The organism is Pseudomonas sp. Irchel s3f10, assembly GCF_900187515.1.
Lineage (GTDB): Bacteria > Pseudomonadota > Gammaproteobacteria > Pseudomonadales > Pseudomonadaceae > Aquipseudomonas > Aquipseudomonas tensinigenes.
Genome location: NZ_FYDZ01000010.1, coordinates 1 through 22,732, shown reverse-complemented (window position 1 = coordinate 22,732; position 22,732 = coordinate 1). Strand labels below are relative to the sequence as shown.

Below are 22,732 nucleotides of genomic sequence, written 5' to 3'. Positions count from 1 at the left end.
AGTACGCTTTGGCAGAGAAAAGGTGAAATTACACTTGGCAGTTTACTTGTCATCCGCTTTGATGCAACCTAGAAACTACACCGATCAGTGTAATGTTGCGTTAATCCTCGCAACTTAAAAAGCAGGAGTTCGGCCTATGCGTGCAGCTTTGGCCATTTATCGTCCCACCGTGAAAAACCGCGAATAGCGCGGTATTTCTGGAGTCATTCAGTCATGGCCAATCCAGTTTCGATCCCGGATCACACATCCACGCCTGAAGCCTCGCGGCAGCATCAGGGGCTGTTTCGCAATCACGCACCCGTGCAGCGCGAAGGCGTACGCAAAATGCTGCGGATCATGTGGAACATGATTTTCCACAAACCGCGCAACACCCGGCCCGCAGCGCCGATCCCGGTGCAAGCGTTGACTCGAGAAGAGCTGCTGGCAGCGCCCAATCACAGCGTCTATCGCCTCGGTCACTCGACCCTGCTGCTGAAGCTGCGCGACAAATTCTTCATCACCGACCCTGTCTTCGCCGAGCGCGCATCGCCGGTGCAGTGGGCCGGCCCGAAACGCTTCCACCAGCCACCGATCAGTATCGACCAGTTGCCGCCGATCGAAGCGGTGATCCTGTCGCACAACCATTACGACCACCTCGATTATCAGGCCGTGCTCAGACTGGCGGCCAAAACCAACCTCTTTCTGACTCCGCTGGGCGTCGGCGACACCCTGATCAAATGGGGTGTCGACGCCAGCAAAGTCCGCCAGTACGACTGGTGGCAGGGCGCAGAGATTGCCGGCATCCGCTTCGTCGCCACACCGTCGCAGCACTTCTCCGGCCGTGGTCTGTTCGATGGCAACAGCTCACTGTGGGCGTCATGGGTAATGATCGACGACGACACGCGGATCTTCTTCAGTGGCGACAGCGGCTACTTCGACGGCTTCAAACGCATCGGCGAACAGTACGGCCCCTTCGACCTGACCCTGATGGAAACCGGCGCTTACAACGTCGAATGGCCGCACGTGCACATGCAGCCCGAAGAAACCCTGCAAGCGCACATCGACCTAAAGGGCCGCTGGCTCTTCCCGATCCACAACGGCACGTTCGACCTGGCGATGCACGCCTGGCATGAACCGTTCGACCGGATTCTGGCACTGGCGTGGGAACGCAGTATTTCCATTACCACGCCGCAGATGGGTGAGGCGTTTAACATCGCTCAACCGCAACGCGGGGAGGCTTGGTGGTTGGCGGTTGAAGGGGAGAGTGAGGCGGTGGTGCAGAGCGCCTGATAGATCTTCGCCAGTTCGCCCCTTCGGGGGCGATTGTCTTACTCAGCCATCGCAAAATCCCCACGCCCCATCGCTTCCGACGACACGCCCTGAACACTCGCACTACGCCCCGGTGCAAACCCGGGAAAGAACACCAGCCCCTGCGCCTCGAACCGGTAAGCCAACGCCAGTCGCGCCGCATCCGCGACATCCTGCTGCGCTTCAAAGCGTTGAATGTCTTCAACCGAAACCTCAGCCTCCCGCGATAGCTGTTCCACGCTCCAGCCCAGCATTGCTCGGGCCTGGATGCAGTGCGTCGGGGTGAACTGGAAAAGGGCAATGCGTTCGAGGATGTGGTTCATCGCAAGAGAGGCCATGGTGTGCTCCGGGCTCAAGAGTGCTGATTGAAAATGTACTGTGTTTTTGTACAGTTGTTTTCGGCCGGGATCAAACGCATTTTTTGATTTGCGCTAATTCGCCGCCTGCAACCAGACGGACGGTGCCTGCCCGAGGATCCGCCGGAACATCGTCGAGAACGCCGCCGGGCTTTCATAACCGAAGTCCAGCGCGATTCGTGTCACCGCTTCACCCGCGGCCAGTCGCGCCAGCGCAAGGACCACGCAGGCCTGCTGTCGCCATTGCCTGAAACTCAATCCGGTCTGTTGCCGAAACATCCTGTTGAAGGTGCGCAAGCTTATGTGTAACTGCTCGGCCCACTGCTGTGGAGATTGATGGGCGTACGGCTGATGCAGAAAGTTCTGACACAGGGATAGGAGCTTTCCGTCAGTCGGTAGCGGAATGTGCAACGGCAGCGGCGCACTGCGCGTCAGTTCATGCAGCAACAGATCGATCAACACGCCATCGCGCCCGTCCAGGTCGTAGGCCAGCGGCACCTCCACCGCCTCCATCAGCAAATGCCGCATCAACGGCGACACACTGATCACCTGGCAGCGCTCGCCCAAATCCACCGCGCCCGGTTCGATATACACACTGCGAGTGCTGACCCCGAGCATCAACACCTCATGCGCCACCCCCGGCGGAATCCACACCGCCCGCTGCGGCGGCACTACCCAGTTACCGTCATGGGTGCTGACCTGCATCACACCGGTCGCGCCGTACAACAACTGCGCCCGCCGATGCGTGTGAAAGGGCAGCAAGTGACCGTCGGAATAATCCGTACCGATCGCCACCACCGCGCGCGGCGTGTCATCCAGCATATTGATCGAAACATTGCGCATCTGGCGTTTCCCGGTAGTTGGCGTAAACGCAAGTATTATTGGCTGACTTGCTGAAGCAGGCCAAGCGATGCCGTTCTATCGTCGACCGCTCTCCCACCACGGACGCCTCGACATGTTCTATTTACTGCTGACCCTCTTCGGCTGCCTGACCGGCATTACCGCCGTGCTGTTCGGCTTCGGCGGCGGCTTCGTCGTTGTGCCGCTGCTGTATCGGATGCTCAGCGCCAGCCACGGCGCCGACGACCCGATCGGCCAATCGGCGATGCACATCGCCGTCGCCACTTCGACCTGCGTGATGATCGTCAACGCCCTGATCGCCACCAACGAACACCGTCGCGCCGGCAATCTCATCCGTCATTACCTGTGGCCGCTGGGCGGGTTCATCGGGTTGGGCGCGGTCGTTGGCGCAATAGCGGCGGTGTGGGTCAGCGGCGAAGTGATTCGCTACGCGTTCATTGGTTACCTCGGCGTGACCATTGTCGATTGCCTGCTGCGACGCGGCTTTCTCACTCAGAACGCAGACGTCATCCCACGCCGACTTGGCGCGACGGAAACTTCCGCAGGTGGTGTAGGCATTGGCGCCATCGCGACGTTTCTCGGTGTAGGAGGCAGCGTCATGACCGTGCCGTTGTTGCGCCGGTGTGGCCTGAGCATGTCGCAAGCGACGTCCATGGCCAATCCACTGAGCGTGCCGGTGGCAGTGGCCGGGACGCTGACGTACATGGCGTTGGCCGGGTTCAGTCAGGCTGACTTGGGCGCGTGGTTTGTCGGGTATGTGGATTTGCTGGCGTTTGCGGTGCTGACGGTGGGGGCGCTCATCGGGATTCGATTGGCTGCGCCATGGATTGGACGGATACCGGATCGGGTGCATGCCTGGGTCTATATCGGGTTGCTGATTATTGTGCTGCTGTGCATTTCGCTTAAATGAACCATTGCCAGGCGACAGCGGAAGAAATCAAAATCGATGACCGAGCGTTGTCCTCCAGCAATAACCAGAGAACCAGGATGTTGATCTTCAATTGCACCGAAGCCGCCAGCAAATTCTTCAGCCGTGTCCACAAAGGCAAAAAGATCACGCCGGTGGATGCTAATCCGCCGTCCGCAATCATTGAAGATGATGAGCTGAGCGGCGCTGACGAGCAGTGGCTGGTGCACGCGATAACGGTACAACGCAAGCATGTGTTGCTGGTCATTCACGTTCAAACCCGCTATTGCCTGATTTTCGCTGATGCGAAAAAGGCTGACACAGAAGACTTTGTTGATCGATTTGTGGATCGTTGGGTCAAGGGGATAGTGATCAACGCACATCATCATGACCTCGGGCAGTGGCTTAACCCGGAGTTGATGTTGGCGCGGCTGAAACAGACTTGTGAACATCAACGTTTCTATCGGCGTAGTCATCGCAGCGCGCAAAAACACATTGATGAGATTGCATGGAATTTCCAGGACAAGGTCGCCCATACGGGATCTTTGCCACCGGATGAAATCACAGCGATGGTATTTGACGAGCAAATGAATGACACGCCGAGGAACAGCAAGGGCGCCAAGTCCTACTACTTTCCGGATGAGGAAATGGCGCTTCACTGGCTGCGTCATTACTGCTTTCTTGATGACGTCCAGCTTCATGCTGCCAAGGAACGGCGCCAACAAATGGCTCGGAAAATTGCGGCGCTGGAGCACGAAGCCTGGCTTAAAAAGTACGAGCAAGAAAACTCGAATAGTTAAGCTGTCCCCGCCATAATCCGCAGCGTATTTTTCAGCGCCGGCGCCTGTGTGCCGACGCGTTCTCCGACTCCTTCAAGGATTGATTCATGCTCAAGGGACTGATGCGCCTGGCGCCATATGCCGCGGCGCTGTTCACACTGATTTCCACTGCTCATGCCGAAGATGGCCGGCGCGTTTTTACCGGCACATTGGGCAAGACGGCGATTGTTGTTGAACTCAACACCACACAGCAGGACGAAGTCACCGGCCGCTATTTCTACGAGAAATATCACCGTGATCTAGCCCTCAGCGGTTCGCTGCAGGACAGCACGCTGAGCCTCGTCGAAGGCAATAACCGCTACGGTGACGACAAGCCGCTGCCAACCTTGAAGCTGAAAGAAACCGGCAGCGGCTGGCAGGGCGAGTGGCAAAGTCCGCAGGGCAAAAAGCTGCCGGTGAAACTCACCGAGGCCAGACTTCCCGCGCCCACCTCAGCAACTTTGCCGTTCATTGCCGCACTGCCATACGGCGAGCCTTACGAGTATTTGCGCCTGCAGGGACTCAAGCTCAAACCGGCAAAGAAAGAAAACTTCATGGGCTATGACCTGCAATGGTGGACCGAGCCTGAGACAAAGATTTCGCTGTTCAGCGTGGAGTCCGGATTGCCGAAAGATGATCAGCATCGGGTTAACCAGCAGTTGCTCGGGCGCCTCTGGAGTGAAGTCATCAGCTATCACGGCTGCCAATTACAGGGCGGCGAAAACGTCGAATTCATGCAACAGGCAGAACCGAAAATGATCTCGCCTGCCGTGGTCAGCCTGAACATCTCGACCAGCTATTACTGCGGCGGCGCGCATCCCGACTTCGGCGATTCCCCGCTCAATATCGACGTGAAAACCGGCCACCCGCTGTCCCTCGAAGATGTGCTGTGGGTCGGAGAGGGCAAACCGCTGCTACATGCCGAGCGCGACAGCCTAGGCGACAAACCGCTGAGCGAGGCCGAAAGTAACGCGCGCTATCAGTACGTAAGCAAAGAGTTGGTACCTTGGGTGATCAAGCAATTCACCGCGCTGTACCCCACAGAAATGAAGGCACCGACGGGAGATGACGACTGCAACTTCCAGGATGAGAGCATCTGGGGCACTTCACCTTGGTACTTTACCGAGAAGGGCTTGTACCTCGGCGCCTACTTCGCTCGCGTACAACGCTCTTGCGATAGACCCGACTGGTCGATCCTGCCGTACTCCGTCGTCAAACAACACCCCGGCGCCGTCAAACTGCAACTGCCCCAAGGCTAACCGTCACTCCAGCCCCGGCGCTTCACGAATAATGAAGTGATCCAGATTCTCGATATTGGCATTGAAGACCTCGAAAGGCTTTTCGGGGTTCTTCTTGCCGGGCACCTGCTTCAACTCCGGCGTCACCCCATAGAAGAAACAGAACAACGCCTTATCGCTATCCACCGCGTGCTTGATCTCTTCCAGAAACGCCTTGCGCTTGCGGTAGTTGTCGATCAGCTTCTTGTTCAGATAAACGCTGACCGGATACGGCTTCTTCTTACTGTCCTCGGGCTTCTTAAACCAGACCTTGTCTTCGAAGTCGATGCGAAAACTGGCACTGTGGAAGTCCTCGATCTTCTTGATCCGCCCCCAGTAAATCAGCCCCTTGTTGTCCGTCAGATACTCAACCTTCTTGAAGAACGAACTGTACGGCGCCGTATGCTCGCCGACCTTCAACGGCATCCGCTTAAGCAACTCCTTGTCCGCGAAGTTGGAAACAAAACACTCCACCGGATGTGCAAACACACTGGTCTTGTCCGGCGCCGATTCACGACCCGCCGACTCTTTCCCACTGTCCGCCGCCACCCGCACCGGATCATCCCGCAACACATCCGCCGCCCCCGCTGGCGCGACAGGCTTGCGCACATACTCACGCCGCGTCAGCAACAACTCGGATGGAAAATGCTCCTCACGCCCGTCATCCACCTCGCCATCCGCCGTCTCAACGCCAGACGCTGAAGCCTTCAAGCTCACATACGGACAACCCGCCACATGCTGCGTAGTGGGCAGATTCTTGAAGTGCGGCGTGCGCACGTAATTCACGTTCTTGGCGTTGAACGTACCCAACTCATTGGAAGCCTCGAACGCCGAACGACAGGCATCGTTGGGGCACTGGAAGTGTTCCTTCGCGGAATCGAACGCCACCGTCTCATCGAAATTGAGATCGCGAACGTCATAGATCGACAACTTGTCGTCGAGGCTGAGGCAGTAGGCGAGATCGAATTTCATGGTGGGGCTCGGATCCTTGAGTGGGGGAGGGGTATCAATAGCGGGAGGTGGTGCGGGTTACCAGTAATGGATCTCGCCACCCAGCATCAACAGAACAGCCATAAAACCGAGCTTGCCAAACAGGAAGGGCAGAATGGTAATGACGATTTGAATCACTATCGCGATTTTAAAGCCGACGGACAGGCCATAGCGCTTCCAGTAAATTACATGCAGCACCATGGTTAGCGTATTTGCGACCCAGACTGCTCCAACGGCCATGATTTCGTTCTTTTGAGCGATACGTAAGGCCATAAGCAGTAGGCCGAAAAAGGCGATTAGAAATGAGGCGGTCAGGAGTCGGGATTGACCCGGGGTGGTTGAATTTTGGGTTGGTGGCTGCATGTGATGTTCGTCCATGTGCATTTTCGACAGTGCCCTCGGTCACGGTAAGCGTTGTTCAGCAGCACACAAAAACTGTGTCGAGGGAGCTTGCTCCCGCTGGGCTGCGAAGCTGCCCCAAACCAGCAAATGCGGTAAGCAAGGCAAGGGGCAATTATTCCTTTTCTAGTCTTCCAACGTTGTCATAAAGCCAAGCAGTGAATTCCGCTCTGTCGTCCGAATGATGGCAACGTTGGTGACAGTTGGGACACAACGCCACAACATTCGTGTCAAGGTCCGACCCCTTTTGCGACAGGTGCTTGACGTGATGCACTTCTAAAAACGGTTTCCCATCCTTTTCAAATGGCGCTGCTTTGCCACAACCTTCGCACTTTCCATCGGCTTGCTGACGAACCCAGCCCCTCAATTCAGGGTCGCGAAAGTAAACCTTTCTAGTCGAAGTCGTTTGGATAGGTGTTTTTATCCCTTTGGGGACGTAATCAAATTGCTTTTGCTCAAATTTAGCCGCGCGTTGCTCGAGCAATTCTTCGTCCGCCGTTGGCTCAGAATCTTCAAGTGTCAGAACGGTAGAAGCGTCAAGTGCCTTACGGATGCTACGCGCCACATTCGCACCAACATTCTTGGCAGGTTTGTAGCCTTCAATACGCTTTCTATCCATTTCGACCAACACGGTAGAAATGTTCTGCATCCGGAACTCGACAGAGCCTTTAGTCCGACCGGCTAACGGGCCTTCACGCAGGATTCGATTTTCTTCAGTCTTGACGAATTTCTGGCCGCTCTGCTCGCGTGCAAGCATCTTGAGATAGGCGTCGACTGCCGCCTGAATCTCGACCTCACTCCAATCGCTGTTACTTTTATCCGAGTCCATACAATCGCCGAGGGTTGAAAACCCTCGGACGATACTGAGTGGCCATCACATCTGTCTACGAAAAATCCTACAGAAAAAAGCGACAGATCCTGCGCGATCCTACAAACCCATCCCTAGCCCATCGAGTGCTTCGAGAACTGAAACACCTGCGCAACCCGTCGCCACCAGGGTTTCTCTAGAGACGCTCGTCGTGGCTTCTGATCGTTCAACAGGTAAGGCATATCCCTTAGCCGAATCCACCCCTCATCCTGCCAATGCAGCAAACTCAAAGACATCTCCGGCCAACCCAACAAGCTCAACATTGGCCGATTGGAATTTCCCGAGTCCGCAGCATCGCGCAAGCTCGGCACGACTTCGTTGGTCAACCACTCACGCAACAACCGATTCCCCGGAACGTAGTGATACACCAACAGTGCATACACCCCGGACTCACTGAGCATCAACTGTTGTTCTGGTTCTCGAAAGTACTCAATCCACATGACGCGGCGTTGATCGATATCTAGCTTGTTGACCACTCGATCATTCAGATGGAAACCCATCAAACGGCCAACATCGCGGGCGGAAAACCATGGCTGGTTTTCGAGTAGAAGGGCATGGAGAGAAAGATTGTGGCGAGAGAAGACGGTTACCGAGCATGCATCAGACATATCTATGGCCTCTACGGTTAGATTTTGGGAGGGCCTGACCCCAACGTAGAGCGGACTTAAGAAATCCCAACGAGCAGAGCAGTTGCCACCGACGAATTACACGTCTGTGTCACTGACCAAGCTTTCTACGTTGGGCGTTTCTTAGGCACCTGCGATAGAGCTTAGTAGTGCTCGTGGCAGGCTTCAATGGGAAGAGGCTGTAAGTGCTGTAGGAGATTGGGCGCTGTGATGTGGGCGAAAAAAGGCTTACCTATCGACCATAAAAAACCACTGATCAGGTCAAGGGTTTTAGCTTTTTTGACTGAAGTGGCAATCGACAAATGGTGGCGAGAACCCTGATCGTCGGTGGCTGCCGTCGCGTGGTTTAACAAAAATCCGAATTATGCGCAGCGCGGTTCAAAATCCCATTTGCCCTTCTGGTGATCGACTCCACGTTTTCAATGTGTGGCGACCGTTCATTGTGCTTCCCATATAGTCCTGGCGGGCATGAACCGAGTTGAATGTCTTCGCGACGTCCTGGCGATGTTCTTCGAAGGAGCCGTGCGCTAACGCTTGGCGTCAGCCCAGCGATTCCCACCCCTTCACACGTGAGTCCTCTGGGGTGTCAGCGAGCAGCTGTTCCAGAGTCAGCTTTTGCGAACCGGCCTCACGATCAGAGTGTCCGGATCGACCATTGAGCACTCCACGACCGAGCCCACTGTCAGGCGATTCTGCGCAACAAATTCATTTGGCAAGGTAAGGGTCAGTGCACCTTTGAAGCGACGAAGTACAAGCGTATTCATCGGTGTGTCCTCAGGCTCAAAATCGATGGATGCCGAATCAGCCAACCAACTGCACGTGACGACATCGACAGAGTCTGCGTAAACCTGTTGTTTGCGTAAACCTCACGGGTTTATGCAAACAACAGGTTTACACAGAGCTAGTTCGACGGGGACGACGTCACTCGACTCACGCCGCAGCAGCGATCCAGCGTACACGGAAGCATCAACTACCATCCCTGTCGACAGCAACTGAATCGAAACGGATTGCTTGCTCGATCCAGTCAGGCTCGGTAATGCCTGGGATGTGAAAGGGCTGCATAGCGCTAGAGTTTGCCATCCTGCCTTTAACCAAAACCCTGTTATGCGCACAGCGGTTCGACTGACCACGACCCAGCCCTGGCTGAATCGCATTGACCGTCAAGCGGCGCGTTTCACAGTCATTGCCGATTGACATTCGCCCGCTGGGAAATCTTATTGGTCGCGGCTGGGCTGCCGCATCTACCGAATACCTAAACCCAATCCGTAATAAAAATTTACCGCTGAGTGCGATGGAGGCATAGTGGCATCATGGTTCACCCGCTACGCAGGGGTTGCTCAACTGGGCCGATTTTGCTGCCAACAACTATTATTCAGTCGTTGGTGGATCCAGCAGGCTTAAGGTTACTGATGGCGTTGAGTGGGCACGTGATCTCTCACGTTCTCTGCACGCCCCCCATTCAAGGAGCGATACACCGCAATGACCACACAAGGATTTGGCGCTCAACTGCTGACGCTGCCGAGCATCTTTTCGGATCGGCTTTTCACCATTCCGGATTATCAGCGTGGCTACGCGTGGGACAAAAAGCAGGTCGATGAACTGCTCAAGGACGTCGATCATCTGATGCAGGATGGTGCTGCGTTACGTCATTACACCGGCACACTCGTCCTCAGTCGTCCGAGAAATGCGACAGACAACGCCTTCCACGTCGTGGATGGTCAGCAGCGGCTGACCACGCTTGCCATTTTTCTGTACCTGCTGTGTGAGTCGCTGCCTATCGAAGAACGGGCTGCGTTTTCCGCGCTGTATTTACGCCGTGGTGAGCTTGGCAATGATCGCGCTGTCTTGCGCTTGAACTCGGATACACGGTTGTTTTTCGAACGTGTGGTGATGGCTGAAGGTAACCTCGATAACAGTCCGATTAAACTTGAGGCGCACCAACGATTACTCGGCGCCAGAGGTTCGATTAAGAAGTGGCTTGAGGACAAAATCGCTTTGGGAATTGAGCCACAGCGGATCAGGGAAATCCTTGAGTCCCGGCTCGGATTTCTGGTGTTCGCGCCTGAAGAAGATGCTGAAACGGGGATCATGTTCGAGGTCATCAACAACAGGGGGAAACCGCTTAGTGAGTTGGAGAAGGTTAAAAACTATTTGATTTACTGCTGTGTGAAGCTTTCTGCGGCTTCGCTCAGGGACACAATCGATCAGGATTGGTCAGAAATCCTAAGGGCCTTGAACATCGCTGGCAAAACCTCAGCCGGCGACGAAAGTGCATTCCTTCGTTACTGCCTAGTCGTCCATTTCAAATTGAACAAAACCGATAGCCAATACGGTTATGAAGAGATGAAAAAGCGAGTAAACCTCGACAGCTGTCTGGCTGAGGATTTACCCCGCGAGCCGGTGATCAAAAAAATTGCCGCCTTTGTGCAGTTTATGAAAACCGCCGCGCTCTGGTATCAACGTCTGTATGGGCGTGATCACGCAGGTTTAGAGCCTGTGATGGTGGTGCTTCTTGATCAAATCCGCGCGCAGGCCCGTCATGCGTCGGTTATGCCGCTGTTCCTGGCGATGGTGATCAAATTGCAGGGCTCGGGCGAGCGCCTGCATAAACTGCTTCGGTTGTTGGAGATCCTCAATTTTCGGGTCTACATGGCGCGGAACATGACGTCACGTAATGACACTGGACAAGGTGATCTCTATTGGTACGCGGCACATTATTACCACTCTGGGCTTTTGGCCGCGCTTCAGCCTGAAGAGCTTAAGGTCGGGCGTATCCATTTGGAAACCGATGAGGAGGCGTTGGAATACCGGCTCGTTAATTTTATCAATTGGCTAGCGGCGGATCACCGGTTTATTAAGTCCTTCTCTCTGGACCCTGACAGCCCCGACGATTTTTACAAATGGCGTGGCTTGCGGTACTTCCTCATGAACTACGAGGCGAAGCTCCAACCGAGAAAAACGATTCAAATTGATAAAATTCTTCTCGGGGTTTCGGAAGGTAAAACCTCAGACTATTACTCGGTGGAGCACCTCTGGGCTACTGAAAATAGAAATGGTGAGGGGGAAAACAACCGTAAACAGGATAACTATCAACGGCGCCGGCTAGGCAATTTTGTCTTACTGGAACTGCGTCTGAACATTCAGGGAAACAACGATGACCTGGAAGACAAGCTTCCACGCTACTGCGAGGGACTGGGGGAAGAGCCGCCTACAGAACTTCATCAAGTTCGAAAAATGGCATTCGACACGCATTCGCTGATCGAAAGTTTCGATGGCAGAAGGCGGACGATCAACTTTTATCACGACCTTCATGGCGAGCTAAATGACCATCAAGAGCAACGGTTCATCAAGTTCGCCCAAGCACGTTGGTCGCTGAAGCCTTTCATTGGGTACGCGCAAATTCAGCGGGAAGCGGCCGCCGCGAGCGAAGAAAGCTGAGGGTTGCGTTCGAATGAGCCGAAGGGGGGCGTGACAGCTGAAGTAGAGGCCTAGGCCTAAAGAAATTCGACGTACACCTTATTTTCGAGTGCCTTTAAAGACAGAAAAGTGGTGTCCACTTAATCTTAAGTGGACACCGCTCTCTGGCTCTCTGGCTCTCTGGCTCTCTGGCTCATTGGGTACTTGGCTTAGCTCACGAGCAGGCTCATGTAAGTGGGCCAATCACCGCTAGGACACATTTGCGCCATTTTATATTTCTCCAGCATTTGTAGCGCTTGGCTCTCGTGGTTAGCACGGAAGTCAAACCCCATCTGGTCGCGATACGGCATTCTACCTCGCCAGTATCCCATTCCTTGATCAAGGAAAACTTTGCTGCGCTTACCTGATACCCAATCTACTGTTATCACTCTCGCGTGTTGAAGCTCCCGGCTTCGTTCTTTGATTTCAATTTCAGGTGAGATGGAGAACTGGCTACCCAACCAAAGCTTAAGAAGTGCTTCTTGATCAAGTTGAAACCTCCAGTCATGACTAATTTGATTGCTGGACTGATCGCCACTGGATGCTAGTGTTTGAATTTGAAGTGACTCAAGTTTTTCATTTTTGAAAAGTTCAAGAAAACCGCTTAACAACATTAACGACCATGGAGATTTCAAATACCGGTCGGAATAGCTGACCACTGCTGCTTGGTCCGTGGCAATCAACTCAGTCAGTTCGGGGGCGTGTTTCTCAATGAGAGTAGCGAGACGTCTATGCAAGCTGCTGATAGGCCCGTCCAGTTCGTGAGTGATTTCGATGACCCGTGCACCGTGCTCAAACTGGCGCCAGGCCTGGACGTCGATAGACTGACCACCGCAAGCAGAAACACAGTCGCTTCCAGCCCATACTATTCCATCGTTGCTACTCAGCCATCCGGCTCCTGGAGTCGCAGCGGAGGCATCGCTGCTGAAAAGACTCTTGATGCCCGACTTGGAACGAATTTGAGCCACCAGGTAAGGCTTGATCAGTGGTGGGGAGTTGTCCATATCCTCAATCACAACCCCAAGACTAGCCAGGTCAAAGACGGTGTTCTTCTGTTCTTTGCTTAACAACGCTCCTGAGGGAATTGCCAGTTTTACCTTGAGTTTGTCAGCGATTGCCCAAGTGAGGATTTTTTCACGGAAGTAAGGGTGATCTAGGTCCCAGTCCTCTGCATCTCCCCTCATCACCAAGCAAATAGAGGTGTCGTTTTCACTGCGATCCGCCGAATTGATCGCTGAGGACAAATAGCGGATCGGGCCGGTCGAGCAATAACTAGCCCCCACCACAGTTTCAAACTCGCTGGGCAAGTCTAAATGTTCGATTAGGCCCGACACAGTCAGCCACTCCATGGCGCGTCCACGATCTAGCTCCTCTCGCTCCACTCGACTGTCTTGACCTGCAAGACAGTGCGAGCAGACGTTTTCGCAGTTAACCGGGCAATGCAGCTTCCCTAACGTTTTACGTAATAGCTCGGTTGTATTCGCTAAGCCAGCCAGGACAAACCCGGCTCCTCCGCTGACTTCATCGAACAGCTGAATGACCGTTCGCCCTTGTCCACTTTCGATATCGCGATCAAGACGGAAACCAAAGCCCATTTCTGTGCTGGCAATACCTAAGAGTTCGGCGATTACATCGCGTAGCGCAACGGCAAGAGTCGTGGCTATGGTTTGCTCTGCCAGACTATCTCCGAGCCACAGGCCTGTCTGGGGACTTCTTAAGTAAAGCTCCATGACGTCAGTGCGAATTTGATAGCCCAAGAACAGGTTAGGCTTAACTGCCGTGCCGGGGCAGTCGAACTCTTTACGACTGCCTGTGATCCCGCCCACTGGCCGGTGTAGCTGATCTGGGAGCAGATTTTTCGGAATGTCACCGGAGGCGAGCATTGAATCCGCACGTCCGCAGGTTAGGCACACGGCGTAACCTTTTTCGTGTTCACCGGATGAATGATGGAACACACTGCCGTCGTGACCAAATCGTACGAAACCACACCGCTTGTCGGGCAGCGAGATCGTCTCGCCAGTCAGTTGGATGCGCGGTCGTTCGACTCGGATGAACTTCTGAGAAGTGATGTCGTTTGTTGTGGACTCATAGAAGTCGGTTACAAAGCCGCCAGGGCGAAGGACGGTTCGGCGCTCGTTTGGTTGAATTGCGTGCATGCAGTGTGAGCACGTTAGCTCGGAGCTGTTGGTGTAGGCGTTTTCGATTACGCCTGTCGCGCCGCAATTTGAGCATCGCCAGGCGATATCAAATTTTTGGGCTTCGTTTACTTGGCCTGATGCATGCCATTGCAAACTGATTCCTGCCGAACGATAGACTCGCCCATCGATTACCACTTGTGACCCAGGTGCATACTCTCGGATCGCAATGTTTAAACCGCGAGACGGTAGCTCTTTGTTGTTGAAAATGCTGTCTTCACGACTGTCAGGATGAGTTCGCTGGTGCTTGAAGTCCTCAATGTTGTAGGTATTGAGTGTCACGACATCGGTAGGGAATCCATATCCTGGAAGGAACGCACGGGACGCGAGATCGCGAAGCAAGTACTCACCGTCGTGACGTTTTTTCTCCAGCTCTAGCGCTTTCTTGTACGGCAAATCTGTCGCCGCTTGCAGCTTAGCGTTGAGCTTTTGAGATTCTTCAAGCCACCGGTCCTCCAGAATACGTACGCTTTCCTGAGTCTCGGCTGAGATTGTGCTGAGCAGGCAGCCATCTAAGCACGTTCCGCTGACAAGGCGTTTGATTGGGTCTGCGAATTCTGTCTGACTACTAATCAGCCAGCTTTTGAATTGCTGGCAGGGTGAGTCGTCCCCGCCAAAAAACCATTGAAGGGTCAGCCTGGTTCGGTCACCGTCACTACTGGTTTTTGATTTTAGGAAAATAGACAAGAGCAGCGAATTGACGTGCCTCTGAACAATGCGAGAAGAGCTTAAAGTAATGGTAGGAGCGGGAATGGCGGTAATGAATGGCCACTTAGGCTGTGCAAACGCACGCTGGTTATGAGGGTCCGCTTTACATAAGGTGTAGGCTATCGCGCGTGCCTCACTACGGCGTCCGGCGCGTCCCGCCCGTTGCAAATAGTTGGCAGGGTGGGGCGGCAGATTGTTCATCACTACAGCAGAGATGCCCCCAATATCTACGCCCATCTCCATAGTCGTGGAGCAGTTGAGTACGTTGATATCACCCTTCTTAAACAGATCAACATAGTCATCGAGTCTCTGGGCCGACTGCTGAGCCGAATGTTCTGCGGTTCGATAGTAAAATCCGCCTTCCACGGTACGGTCGCTGATATCGGTCCAGAGATTCTCAGACCGAAGGTGTTGGATGACCGGGTCTTGTAAGACCTGCGCACGAATCTGCAATTGCTTGGCCACGGCGCTACCATCTATCTGGAGGTTAGCTAGCGAGGCGAGTTGGATTTTCTGGCAACGATAGTCTTGCGGACGCAACTTTATGGGTAAATAGGGGGTTAGCCCACGAAAAGTCGAATCAAAAATTCGGTGCGTTATCGGGCAGAGCCACCCCTCTTCTAATAGCGAAAAGGTCAGTGTTTCTAGCTTGAGGCGATGCCCTGGGTCTGCGGGCTCCAGGATGAGAGCCTGTGTCAGAGCAGACCATGCGGCTTCTAGCCAAGCATTGATTTTGTCCGCATCTGTAGCGACCGTCCGATTCAATCCGGTGGCTTGTTCCAGTAGCTTTACTAACCGATGCGGATTTCCAGATTTTACTTGAGGCCATTTTTTTACGGTTGTGCTTTCTTCCATCTCGGTTTTTGGAGAGAACAGCGATTTGGGGGTGAACCTGCTGCCCATCCAGGATTGCATGTCGCGATCCATGTTTATAAAAGTGTTCTCGCGTACGTAAAAATCAAGTGCAACTTTAAGGTAGTCGTGCCAATCCTCTAGAGTTAAGCGAGTTTCAGGCGCCGAAAATGCTCCTGTCGCCGGTACCGCGTTTGTTTCCGTCCACATCGGCGGTGTAGAGCTAATTTCTTTGAGACCTCGGTAGGTTACTTTTACGATGCCGAGAGTCTCCGTACTGTTTTGATTTTTGGGGCGTCGGGAAAATTCCCGAGCTAAAAGTAAGCGAGCCATAGTTGCGCCACCTTGGCTCCCGTCAAAAAGGACAGGGTTGGCGTAGCGGTTGTAGCGCAGGATTGACTGTTCAACATCTTTGGAGGCTGCTAGCTCATACACCATGCTCGCCCAATCGACGTTGACGATTCGTCTTTGTGGGGCGCTGCCGGATCGTAGCGCGGCCGCTAGTCTGCGTAGCTCTGCCGCCATTACACCCATTCCCGACTGTTCTAAGCCTTCTGCCTGGTGCATCAGCAGATCATAGTTGCCAGTAGGAACGTCTTTAGGTCCCGCATCAGCTTTGGCCTGAACGTTCCGAAGCGTTTCAAATACTAAGCCACGCAACCGCGAACGCTCGGCTTCTTGTTGCATGCGTACAGCCATACGTGCGGTACCTTGACGGCTATCGGTGAACGTAATTAGCTTGCGACCCCGGCCGGGTAATTCTTCTGGGGAGCGCTCATTGCTGTCTTTTTTGTCGGCATCTGGGCAAAACTCCAGCACCGTCGGGACGGCATTCGCAACATAGAATGGAGCGCCCAGGTACGCTTTTCTCAGAAAGCTTTTTTTGTTTGGAAGTTCGTGGTCGCAGTGACTACAGCAAGCCGCTTTCTCTTCAGCGATAGTAATGTTGATAGGGCGCGCTGAGTTAGTAGCACATAAGCCGTGGGTGTCTAGATCGAGGCTGACGCTGAAAAAGGGATCTTGTGCGACCTGCAACCCGGCAATTACCAAACGTTGTGCATAAGTACGACTAGTAGTGGGGCCGGTTACCTCACGTTCAGGCGACGTCTCTTCTTCGCCGCTTTCGTAGCTCAGAGAAAACTCATCTCCTGCGTACGGGCTCAATTGGTGAAGAACCCCATTGCGATCCTCTGCAATCAAATGCGGAGTTTTACAGTCATCGCAAAACCCTAATTCGTACACTGGCCCGTTGCATTCGCAGCGTGCACGTTGATGAACGTAGACGTTGCCAAATGGCCATTCATTCAGACTGGCAGATTTGGCAGTGCAATTGGGGTCTATGCAGGACCATAGTCCATGAAGCATTCGTTGAAAAAGATGGGTCCGTAGCTTAAGAAACGGCGGTTCGTCCTTATGGCGTTGGGTGCCAGTTGATACATCGAGCCAACCTAACACTTCCCGTTGCTGCTGCAGCCGCGAGCCAGGCATTAATTCGGATTTCAGTATCGTCAGTAATTCATTTAAATCTAACGGTTTCGTCGAGTTAACAATCGCATGCCTTAACGAGCGTGCTATTGAATTGCGTCCTAAAGCATCAAAACGGGACGGTGATATTTCTTGTTCATTCTCGATAGACTGCACGACCTCCAGCGAGGCCTTTTCGACTTTCGAGTCGAACAAGATATCCGGCCAAACACGAGATCCTCCAATGACGTCGACTTGTTCTAGCCGCACTCCTGCGAGGTCTGCAAGGTACCGTTTCAACTTTTCTTCGGCCTCCCCCCCGGCGATGGTGGCCGATGTCGCGACAAAACGAATCTCTTCAGGATTTTTACCGAAGGCTTGAACGACGCGGCGCAGCAGGAGGGACATTTCTGCGGCTTGAGAACCAACGTAAGTGTGTGCCTCGTCGAGGACAATCCAGCGTAGAGACTGCTGCTGATTTGAAATCTCCAGGATAGGATTGTCTACCTGACGAACCAGCATGTATTCAAGCATTGTCGCGTTGGTCATTAATATTGGCGCGGGTTCTTTGCGCAAAAGCTCACGTGACAAAACCTGGTTGGGTTTCTGTTCTTGAATCTTACGAATGACCCCTTCGCGTTCTTCGGTTTTACCGTTGTATAAACAAAACCGAATATCTTTACCGTACGCACGGGTCCATGCATCTAATCGCTCCTGTTGAGAGTTGATTAGGGCGTTGAGAGGATAGAGAAATAGCGCTCTCACCCCAATCAAGGATGACTGATTTCGCTCACGCTCCCGGATTAGATCTTCAAGGATAGGCACCATGAAACATTCTGTTTTTCCCGAGCCGGTGCCACTGGTAATGATGGCAGATCGAGGTTTCTCGTTAAGCAACGTTCGCCAAGCCTGAAGCTGGTGCGTATAGGGATGGGCTTCTCTTGGAAAGTCATACGCATGGGCGTTTTGTAATGTATTGAGCAGGCTTTTGGAGAGCAATGACCCCTCTAAGTCGAGAAGGCGTTTTTCCGACTCTTTCCAACCAAACGTATGTTCGAAAACCGGCGGAGCCAAAAAGCAGCCATCGGCCCCCAATTCATCAACCATTTTTTCGTTCAGATGACGGCGAAGCCCTGGTTCGTTAACTCCTAGGACACCTAGGGTTGCTTCCCGCGTGCGGTTAAGGCTTTGCTCAATTAAATCCGTGAAAAAACGCATCGGAACTCCTTATGCCTCGTCTTCGGAGGCTAGCAAATACGAAACCATCAGTGCGTGAGTAGGTGCGAACCATCCCTGACGGTCAAAATCAGAAACCAATCGAATGGCGAATTTTAGGTACGCCATCGGCACAGGAAGATCATTTAGGGTGGCTTTGCCTGCCGTCACATACGCCAAAAAAATTGGTAAGTAAGAAACCGCTTTAGTGAAACCAACAGGGGTAATCTCTCTCAAGAATGCAGGTATCGGATTCTGAAGGAGCCAGCTAGTCAACTCCGCAGTAAGATCGGTAGGCCACTGTCTGTCGGTAGCGTGTTGTTGGCGTAAGGCTTGATTCCAGCCTGGCACCACCAATTGGGGAGGGATTTTGGTCAGACTGCTTTTATTGCCAGTACTTAGGTAGTCGCCCAAATAATCAAAGCCGGAAACCACAAGTCGCAACACGGCCGCGCGATTCGTTTCAAGGTTTTTGATAAGAATCTCCGGCAAGCCACATGCGATCAGCCCTTGTAAAAATCGTGCATGCGCTTCGAACCAAATGGGTAGAGGAATTGCTTCCCAGATCACCGCCAATTCATCGCGAATTCGAGCGCAGAACGCTTCGTCCATTTCTAGTCGGAGCACGGCGAATGCCAGCGCGTCTGGTTGCTTTGACAGTGCCTTCCAGCTTTCAAATGAGGACAACGGCAGGTGCGCGTAATGTTGCTTCAAATCCGCTAAATATTGCCAACCACTGTGTCCGAACTCTTTTGCCATGACGGTGATTTGTTGGCTGATGGCGTTTGGGTTGGTTTTTGGATGGAAAATCTGTGTCGCTCTGTGCAGGGAAAAAACTTCAGTTTGAATTTCAGTAATCGACGAAGCTGACACGAACAGTGCAGGGCGAAATTGAGTTTTACTATCTTTGGCTGGATAGATTAGCCATGGACCATCACGTTGCATTGTGTTGGGTAAAATAAATCGCCCGGTGCCAACATCCTGGCTCTTGAGTTCCTCAATTTTGACTGGCGCTTGTTTAGGATCAGAAAGCAACATTGCTTCAACTTCGGTGTCATTCAAAATTGTCGCGTTACTTATTTCGCAGATCGTGAATGTGTCTCGACTTTCCCATTGTAAGCGGCCGTTGTACCGTCTGATATTCAGGCTGAGCGCACGCTTTTCGGTTTCTAGGGTGAGTCTGATAAACGCATCTTGTTCGTCGACTGCTCCTAGCATTTGCAGCATGTCATTTTGGTAGCTAAATAAATTTAGCAGCGTGGGCGATGAGCCTACTTTGATCTCATAGTGCCGTTTTGGATGTGGCAGCGCCTCGCACACCAGTTCCAGTTGCATGTAGAAACTTTGCCCTTGAGTTTGCCCTGAGGTCAATGCGATGCGATGGCCTATCAGCTCAGGTAACGTAAGTTCGTGCGCTCGTGAGGGCCGGTCGTCTGGTCCAATAAGCCGGGCTCCTTGATACGGGTACGGGAGGCGAAGTCGTAGTGGCTGATTGCTGTTTTTCTGGTCGATCTCCAGCGTAAAACCAGCAGGAGGTGTATCGGTTCGATGAATAAGGCTGAAAGTGGTTGCGGAGTGATCAGACTCCAATCGCTTGGCCATTAGCAGCGAGCTGTCGATTTTTAAGTCAAGCGGGAGCGCACCTTTGACCTGCAATCGAGCAGGTTTTTCAGTGGTTGCGGGAAGCAACGAGGTACTGAATTCTTTGGGTAGGACGGCAAAGCGTCGTGTTAAAAGCGTTTTTCCCGTGCGGTTTTTCAAGGTGTAACGAACGACACCGAAGGGCCCGGTACGGCGAAGAGTGTCCAGGGGTTGCCCATTGGCAAACTCTAGAATATCGCCCAAACCAAACTCATAGCCTTCGGGCAACTCCAGTCGTGGCCAGCCCAAATATACAACACCTGGGTTACTGTCATAGAGCCCCTGAACACCGGCCAGAGCGGGTTTTCGGTTTTCGTTTTGATTCTGATTTAATTCGATTCGATAGAGGTCAGGGCCGTTTTGGAGCGACACATCGGCTCGTAGATCCAGCCACTGGCCGTTCTCTTTGTCGGTAGTCAGCAGCGATGGTGCGAGGCCGTCTGACGAAAAACTAAATTTGGTCGGAATGCGAATACGTGCGGACTCACCAGCGACACTGCAAGAAGATGTTCCGACCAATTGCCAGCAATCAGCCCGCTGTTCAAAAACTAACGGCGTTTCTTCGTAATCCAACTCGCTGCCGTCGAATTGGTAACATTGAACAACTCGTCCATTGTCGAGTAAGCGCAGCGTGACAGGTTCGCCTACCCGGCGACGTTCTATTGATATTGAGGGATTGGAGAAGCGGATCGTCAGACGCGACTCGTTCAGCTGGGCATACACCGCAGGCCCACGAGCTAATATGTGCTCACCTTCGTAATAGGCTTGATCGAGCCGAGTGCTACCCAACTGCTGGGCATCAATGTCAAATGAGTGTTCCTTTGGCAAGGCCAGCTCTGTCCTAATCCTCCAGTCCGGCAGTGTGCCTAATAGAAAATGCTCACAGGTGAATGCTCTGGCTTGAATTAGGGCCTCTTGTCTATCAAGCCGCTGCTTGCCAGCATCATGTAGCCAATCATTGATCAGGCCTCTAGCGTTAGTTTCATCGAGAGGGATTGGAAAGGCTTCTGTCCACTCAGGAGCGACTTTATCCAGGTAGGCAGCAGGGTCTTTCTGATCCTTAAGCGGATATTGCCCCGCCAGATGCATCAACTGTTCAACAATGCCGGCAAGCAGCTGCCTGGTTTCTAGATTTCGAAAGGAAATTGGCAATTCATCTTCGTGCGCCGCTATTAGGTCCGCCGTTGTTCGGTGGCTGCTCCCTGCGCTGAAGAGATTAATGCCTCGATTGACGGCCTTGCCGAAGCCATGTGATTCCTTTTGAACTAGGGGCCAAGGTAACCCACCTTCCGCGAAAAGGGACCCTAGCCAGTCCCTACCGTTTTCACGGTACCGAATAGGGCGTTTCCAGTATTCCAGTCCTTTACTGGTCAAGGTTGCATGTTGGCTGTGTGAAAGTGAGACGGCTAACTCGCTCTCAGCGCCTGACCAGGACCATGAGCTGTTGTAATTTCTACGGTACTGCTCACTGACGAATAAACAAAAACACGCTCCCAGGTGTATGACCTGAACTGGGCTGGACGCTAGGCGAAGGTACTTTTGAAGTAAATCGCGTAAGGATGCGTACTCGTGTTCGGATAATTGGTAGCTGTACAGAGGCTTGCCGTTAGGTCCTTTGAATAGCTCGCGGGTGAGCAAAAACTCGCTGAGCCAGGCTTTTATGGGATTTACAGCAGGAGTGAACGCGGTCATTGACGCAAATCCTTATGCTGAAGATTCAAAAGCATGAAACGCGGCACAGACCCTCGACGACGTCTACAGCTGCACCACCTCAGTTTTTTAGGCGTGTGTCACTGTGCCATCTTCGCGAAACGCCGTCGACATTTGTATCTTGATGAAGTTGAAAGTGAATTCGATGCTCATTCTCGCAAAACGCCTCGTGGGATATTTCGAGGTTCAAACAGCCGGTGGGAGAAAAATTGACCACTTGCCCGCAGCCAGCTGTGTAGAAATTTCCTACATTCGTGTCTGTAGCCATGTTGCTACTTATCTAGGAGACGAATCATGCAAAAGCCCCACCTCGGAATCATCCGCCACATGGCAAAGGGGACTGCGAACAACCCGTCCAGTGGCGACGCGAAAGGCGGCGCGCGTCCAACGGGTATTAACCAATTTCTAGGAGGGAACTGGCCCAGTAAGGACCATGGTGGACAATCCGGTCGCAATCGTGGTCAGGGATCCAAGGCATAACGACTGTATGGACTATCTTTCGCAAGGATGCGAACAGTTAAACATTCACCTGATGGAATCTCTGCCAATGGCCAGCAACCACTCGCCACAACCACCGTACCCACGACTCGGCGAATGCTATCGGTTACTTGCGAGAGCATTAGACACAAAATCTGGTAGCCGTCAGATTGATCGTCTGGCGAGGGAGGGGGATTTCGACTGGCAACTTATCCCTCAGCTTCGTGAAGACTTCATATGGAATCCCCTATCAAAACGAGCCGGAGAAACCTTTGCGCACTTCATCATGGCGGCTGTGATACATGCTGAGGCCGGTAATGACAGGCGGGGCCCTCTCAATAGCGGGCTTTGACACCGTCCGGAATACGACCCTGAGTAATCGGTCACTTCCTACGAAATGAACATAAATCTCTGAAGAATAAAAAAGGGCTGCCATTTGGCTAATGCCGATCAGTTAAGCCTTCTCGCTTGACCTTTGGCCGCAAGAAATCAAAATCTGATGCCTGTACTGGCATCGGATTTTTTTATGCGTCTCGCTCGGGCACTGGAACTGACCCACAACATCGCCTCTACCCCCAACGCCATCGAGGGATTGGATGCTTTGCTCGATCCTTCTTTGGTCGAA

General features: G+C 53.1%; 13 protein-coding genes. 5 read left to right on the top strand and 8 right to left on the bottom strand.

Annotated elements, in window-relative coordinates:
* The first annotated feature begins 213 nt into the window (after positions 1-213).
* A complete protein-coding gene (locus CKW17_RS20205; RefSeq protein WP_095121222.1) occupies positions 214-1,269 on the top strand; it encodes an MBL fold metallo-hydrolase in 1,056 nt (351 codons plus the stop codon).
* Positions 1,270-1,307: 38 nt separating this feature from the next.
* Here the strand turns inward: CKW17_RS20205 and CKW17_RS20200 are convergent, their stop codons facing one another.
* Positions 1,308-1,625 (bottom strand): hypothetical protein, encoded by a 318-nt coding sequence (locus tag CKW17_RS20200; RefSeq protein ID WP_095121221.1) that lies wholly within the window; start codon positions 1,623-1,625, stop codon positions 1,308-1,310.
* 93 nt (positions 1,626-1,718) lie between these two features.
* A complete protein-coding gene (locus tag CKW17_RS20195) occupies positions 1,719-2,486 on the bottom strand; it encodes a helix-turn-helix domain-containing protein (RefSeq protein WP_095121220.1) in 768 nt (255 codons plus the stop codon).
* Between the two features lie 112 nt (positions 2,487-2,598).
* Here CKW17_RS20195 and CKW17_RS20190 point away from each other — a divergent pair, with 112 nt between their 5' ends.
* The 3 genes from CKW17_RS20190 to CKW17_RS20180 all read left to right on the top strand — a co-directional run bounded on the left by CKW17_RS20190 (position 2,599) and on the right by CKW17_RS20180 (position 5,488).
* Positions 2,599-3,414: a sulfite exporter TauE/SafE family protein gene (locus tag CKW17_RS20190; RefSeq protein ID WP_095121218.1), complete on the top strand. Its 816-nt coding sequence runs from the start codon at positions 2,599-2,601 to the stop codon at positions 3,412-3,414.
* A 77-nt stretch (positions 3,415-3,491) separates the two neighbouring features.
* Positions 3,492-4,211: a hypothetical protein gene (locus CKW17_RS20185; protein WP_095121216.1), complete on the top strand. Its 720-nt coding sequence runs from the start codon at positions 3,492-3,494 to the stop codon at positions 4,209-4,211.
* 86 nt (positions 4,212-4,297) lie between these two features.
* A complete protein-coding gene (locus tag CKW17_RS20180; RefSeq protein WP_095121215.1) occupies positions 4,298-5,488 on the top strand; it encodes a hypothetical protein in 1,191 nt (396 codons plus the stop codon).
* Between the two features lie 3 nt (positions 5,489-5,491).
* Here the strand turns inward: CKW17_RS20180 and CKW17_RS20175 are convergent, their stop codons facing one another.
* From CKW17_RS20175 to CKW17_RS20160, 4 genes are all read right to left on the bottom strand, one after another.
* Positions 5,492-6,478, bottom strand: coding sequence for a hypothetical protein (locus tag CKW17_RS20175; RefSeq protein WP_095121213.1), 987 nt, complete (start codon positions 6,476-6,478; stop codon positions 5,492-5,494).
* 57 nt (positions 6,479-6,535) lie between these two features.
* Entirely contained in the window at positions 6,536-6,874 is a 339-nt protein-coding gene (locus tag CKW17_RS20170; RefSeq protein ID WP_256586268.1) for a hypothetical protein, read from the bottom strand.
* Between the two features lie 136 nt (positions 6,875-7,010).
* Positions 7,011-7,724: an HNH endonuclease signature motif containing protein gene (locus tag CKW17_RS20165; protein ID WP_095121211.1), complete on the bottom strand. Its 714-nt coding sequence runs from the start codon at positions 7,722-7,724 to the stop codon at positions 7,011-7,013.
* Positions 7,725-7,837: 113 nt separating this feature from the next.
* Positions 7,838-8,371, bottom strand: coding sequence for a Bro-N domain-containing protein (locus CKW17_RS20160; protein ID WP_095121209.1), 534 nt, complete (start codon positions 8,369-8,371; stop codon positions 7,838-7,840).
* Positions 8,372-9,868: 1,497 nt separating this feature from the next.
* Here CKW17_RS20160 and CKW17_RS20155 point away from each other — a divergent pair.
* Entirely contained in the window at positions 9,869-11,827 is a 1,959-nt protein-coding gene (locus CKW17_RS20155; protein ID WP_095121207.1) for a DUF262 domain-containing protein, read from the top strand.
* 188 nt (positions 11,828-12,015) lie between these two features.
* Here the strand turns inward: CKW17_RS20155 and CKW17_RS20150 are convergent, their stop codons facing one another.
* Together CKW17_RS20150 and CKW17_RS20145 are read right to left on the bottom strand one after the other, a co-directional pair.
* Entirely contained in the window at positions 12,016-18,282 is a 6,267-nt protein-coding gene (locus CKW17_RS20150; protein ID WP_095121205.1) for a DEAD/DEAH box helicase, read from the bottom strand.
* 9 nt (positions 18,283-18,291) lie between these two features.
* Positions 18,292-21,612, bottom strand: a complete 3,321-nt coding sequence (locus tag CKW17_RS20145) for an STY4851/ECs_5259 family protein (protein ID WP_095121203.1) — start codon at positions 21,610-21,612, stop codon at positions 18,292-18,294.
* Positions 21,613-22,732 lie beyond the last annotated feature (1,120 nt).

What these genes read in the sequence shown, in the direction of transcription:
- CKW17_RS20160 (WP_095121209.1), bottom strand. Translation starts at nt 8,371, where the DNA reads ATGTCTGATGCATGCTCGGTAACCGTCTTCTCTCGCCACAATCTTTCT.
- CKW17_RS20185 (WP_095121216.1), top strand. Translation starts at nt 3,492, where the DNA reads ATGTTGATCTTCAATTGCACCGAAGCCGCCAGCAAATTCTTCAGCCGT.
- CKW17_RS20155 (WP_095121207.1), top strand. Translation starts at nt 9,869, where the DNA reads ATGACCACACAAGGATTTGGCGCTCAACTGCTGACGCTGCCGAGCATC.
- CKW17_RS20195 (WP_095121220.1), bottom strand. Translation starts at nt 2,486, where the DNA reads ATGCGCAATGTTTCGATCAATATGCTGGATGACACGCCGCGCGCGGTG.
- CKW17_RS20145 (WP_095121203.1), bottom strand. Translation starts at nt 21,612, where the DNA reads ATGACCGCGTTCACTCCTGCTGTAAATCCCATAAAAGCCTGGCTCAGC.
- CKW17_RS20165 (WP_095121211.1), bottom strand. Translation starts at nt 7,724, where the DNA reads ATGGACTCGGATAAAAGTAACAGCGATTGGAGTGAGGTCGAGATTCAG.
- CKW17_RS20175 (WP_095121213.1), bottom strand. Translation starts at nt 6,478, where the DNA reads ATGAAATTCGATCTCGCCTACTGCCTCAGCCTCGACGACAAGTTGTCG.
- CKW17_RS20200 (WP_095121221.1), bottom strand. Translation starts at nt 1,625, where the DNA reads ATGGCCTCTCTTGCGATGAACCACATCCTCGAACGCATTGCCCTTTTC.
- CKW17_RS20190 (WP_095121218.1), top strand. Translation starts at nt 2,599, where the DNA reads ATGTTCTATTTACTGCTGACCCTCTTCGGCTGCCTGACCGGCATTACC.
- CKW17_RS20150 (WP_095121205.1), bottom strand. Translation starts at nt 18,282, where the DNA reads ATGCGTTTTTTCACGGATTTAATTGAGCAAAGCCTTAACCGCACGCGG.
- CKW17_RS20170 (WP_256586268.1), bottom strand. Translation starts at nt 6,874, where the DNA reads ATGGACGAACATCACATGCAGCCACCAACCCAAAATTCAACCACCCCG.
- CKW17_RS20205 (WP_095121222.1), top strand. Translation starts at nt 214, where the DNA reads ATGGCCAATCCAGTTTCGATCCCGGATCACACATCCACGCCTGAAGCC.
- CKW17_RS20180 (WP_095121215.1), top strand. Translation starts at nt 4,298, where the DNA reads ATGCTCAAGGGACTGATGCGCCTGGCGCCATATGCCGCGGCGCTGTTC.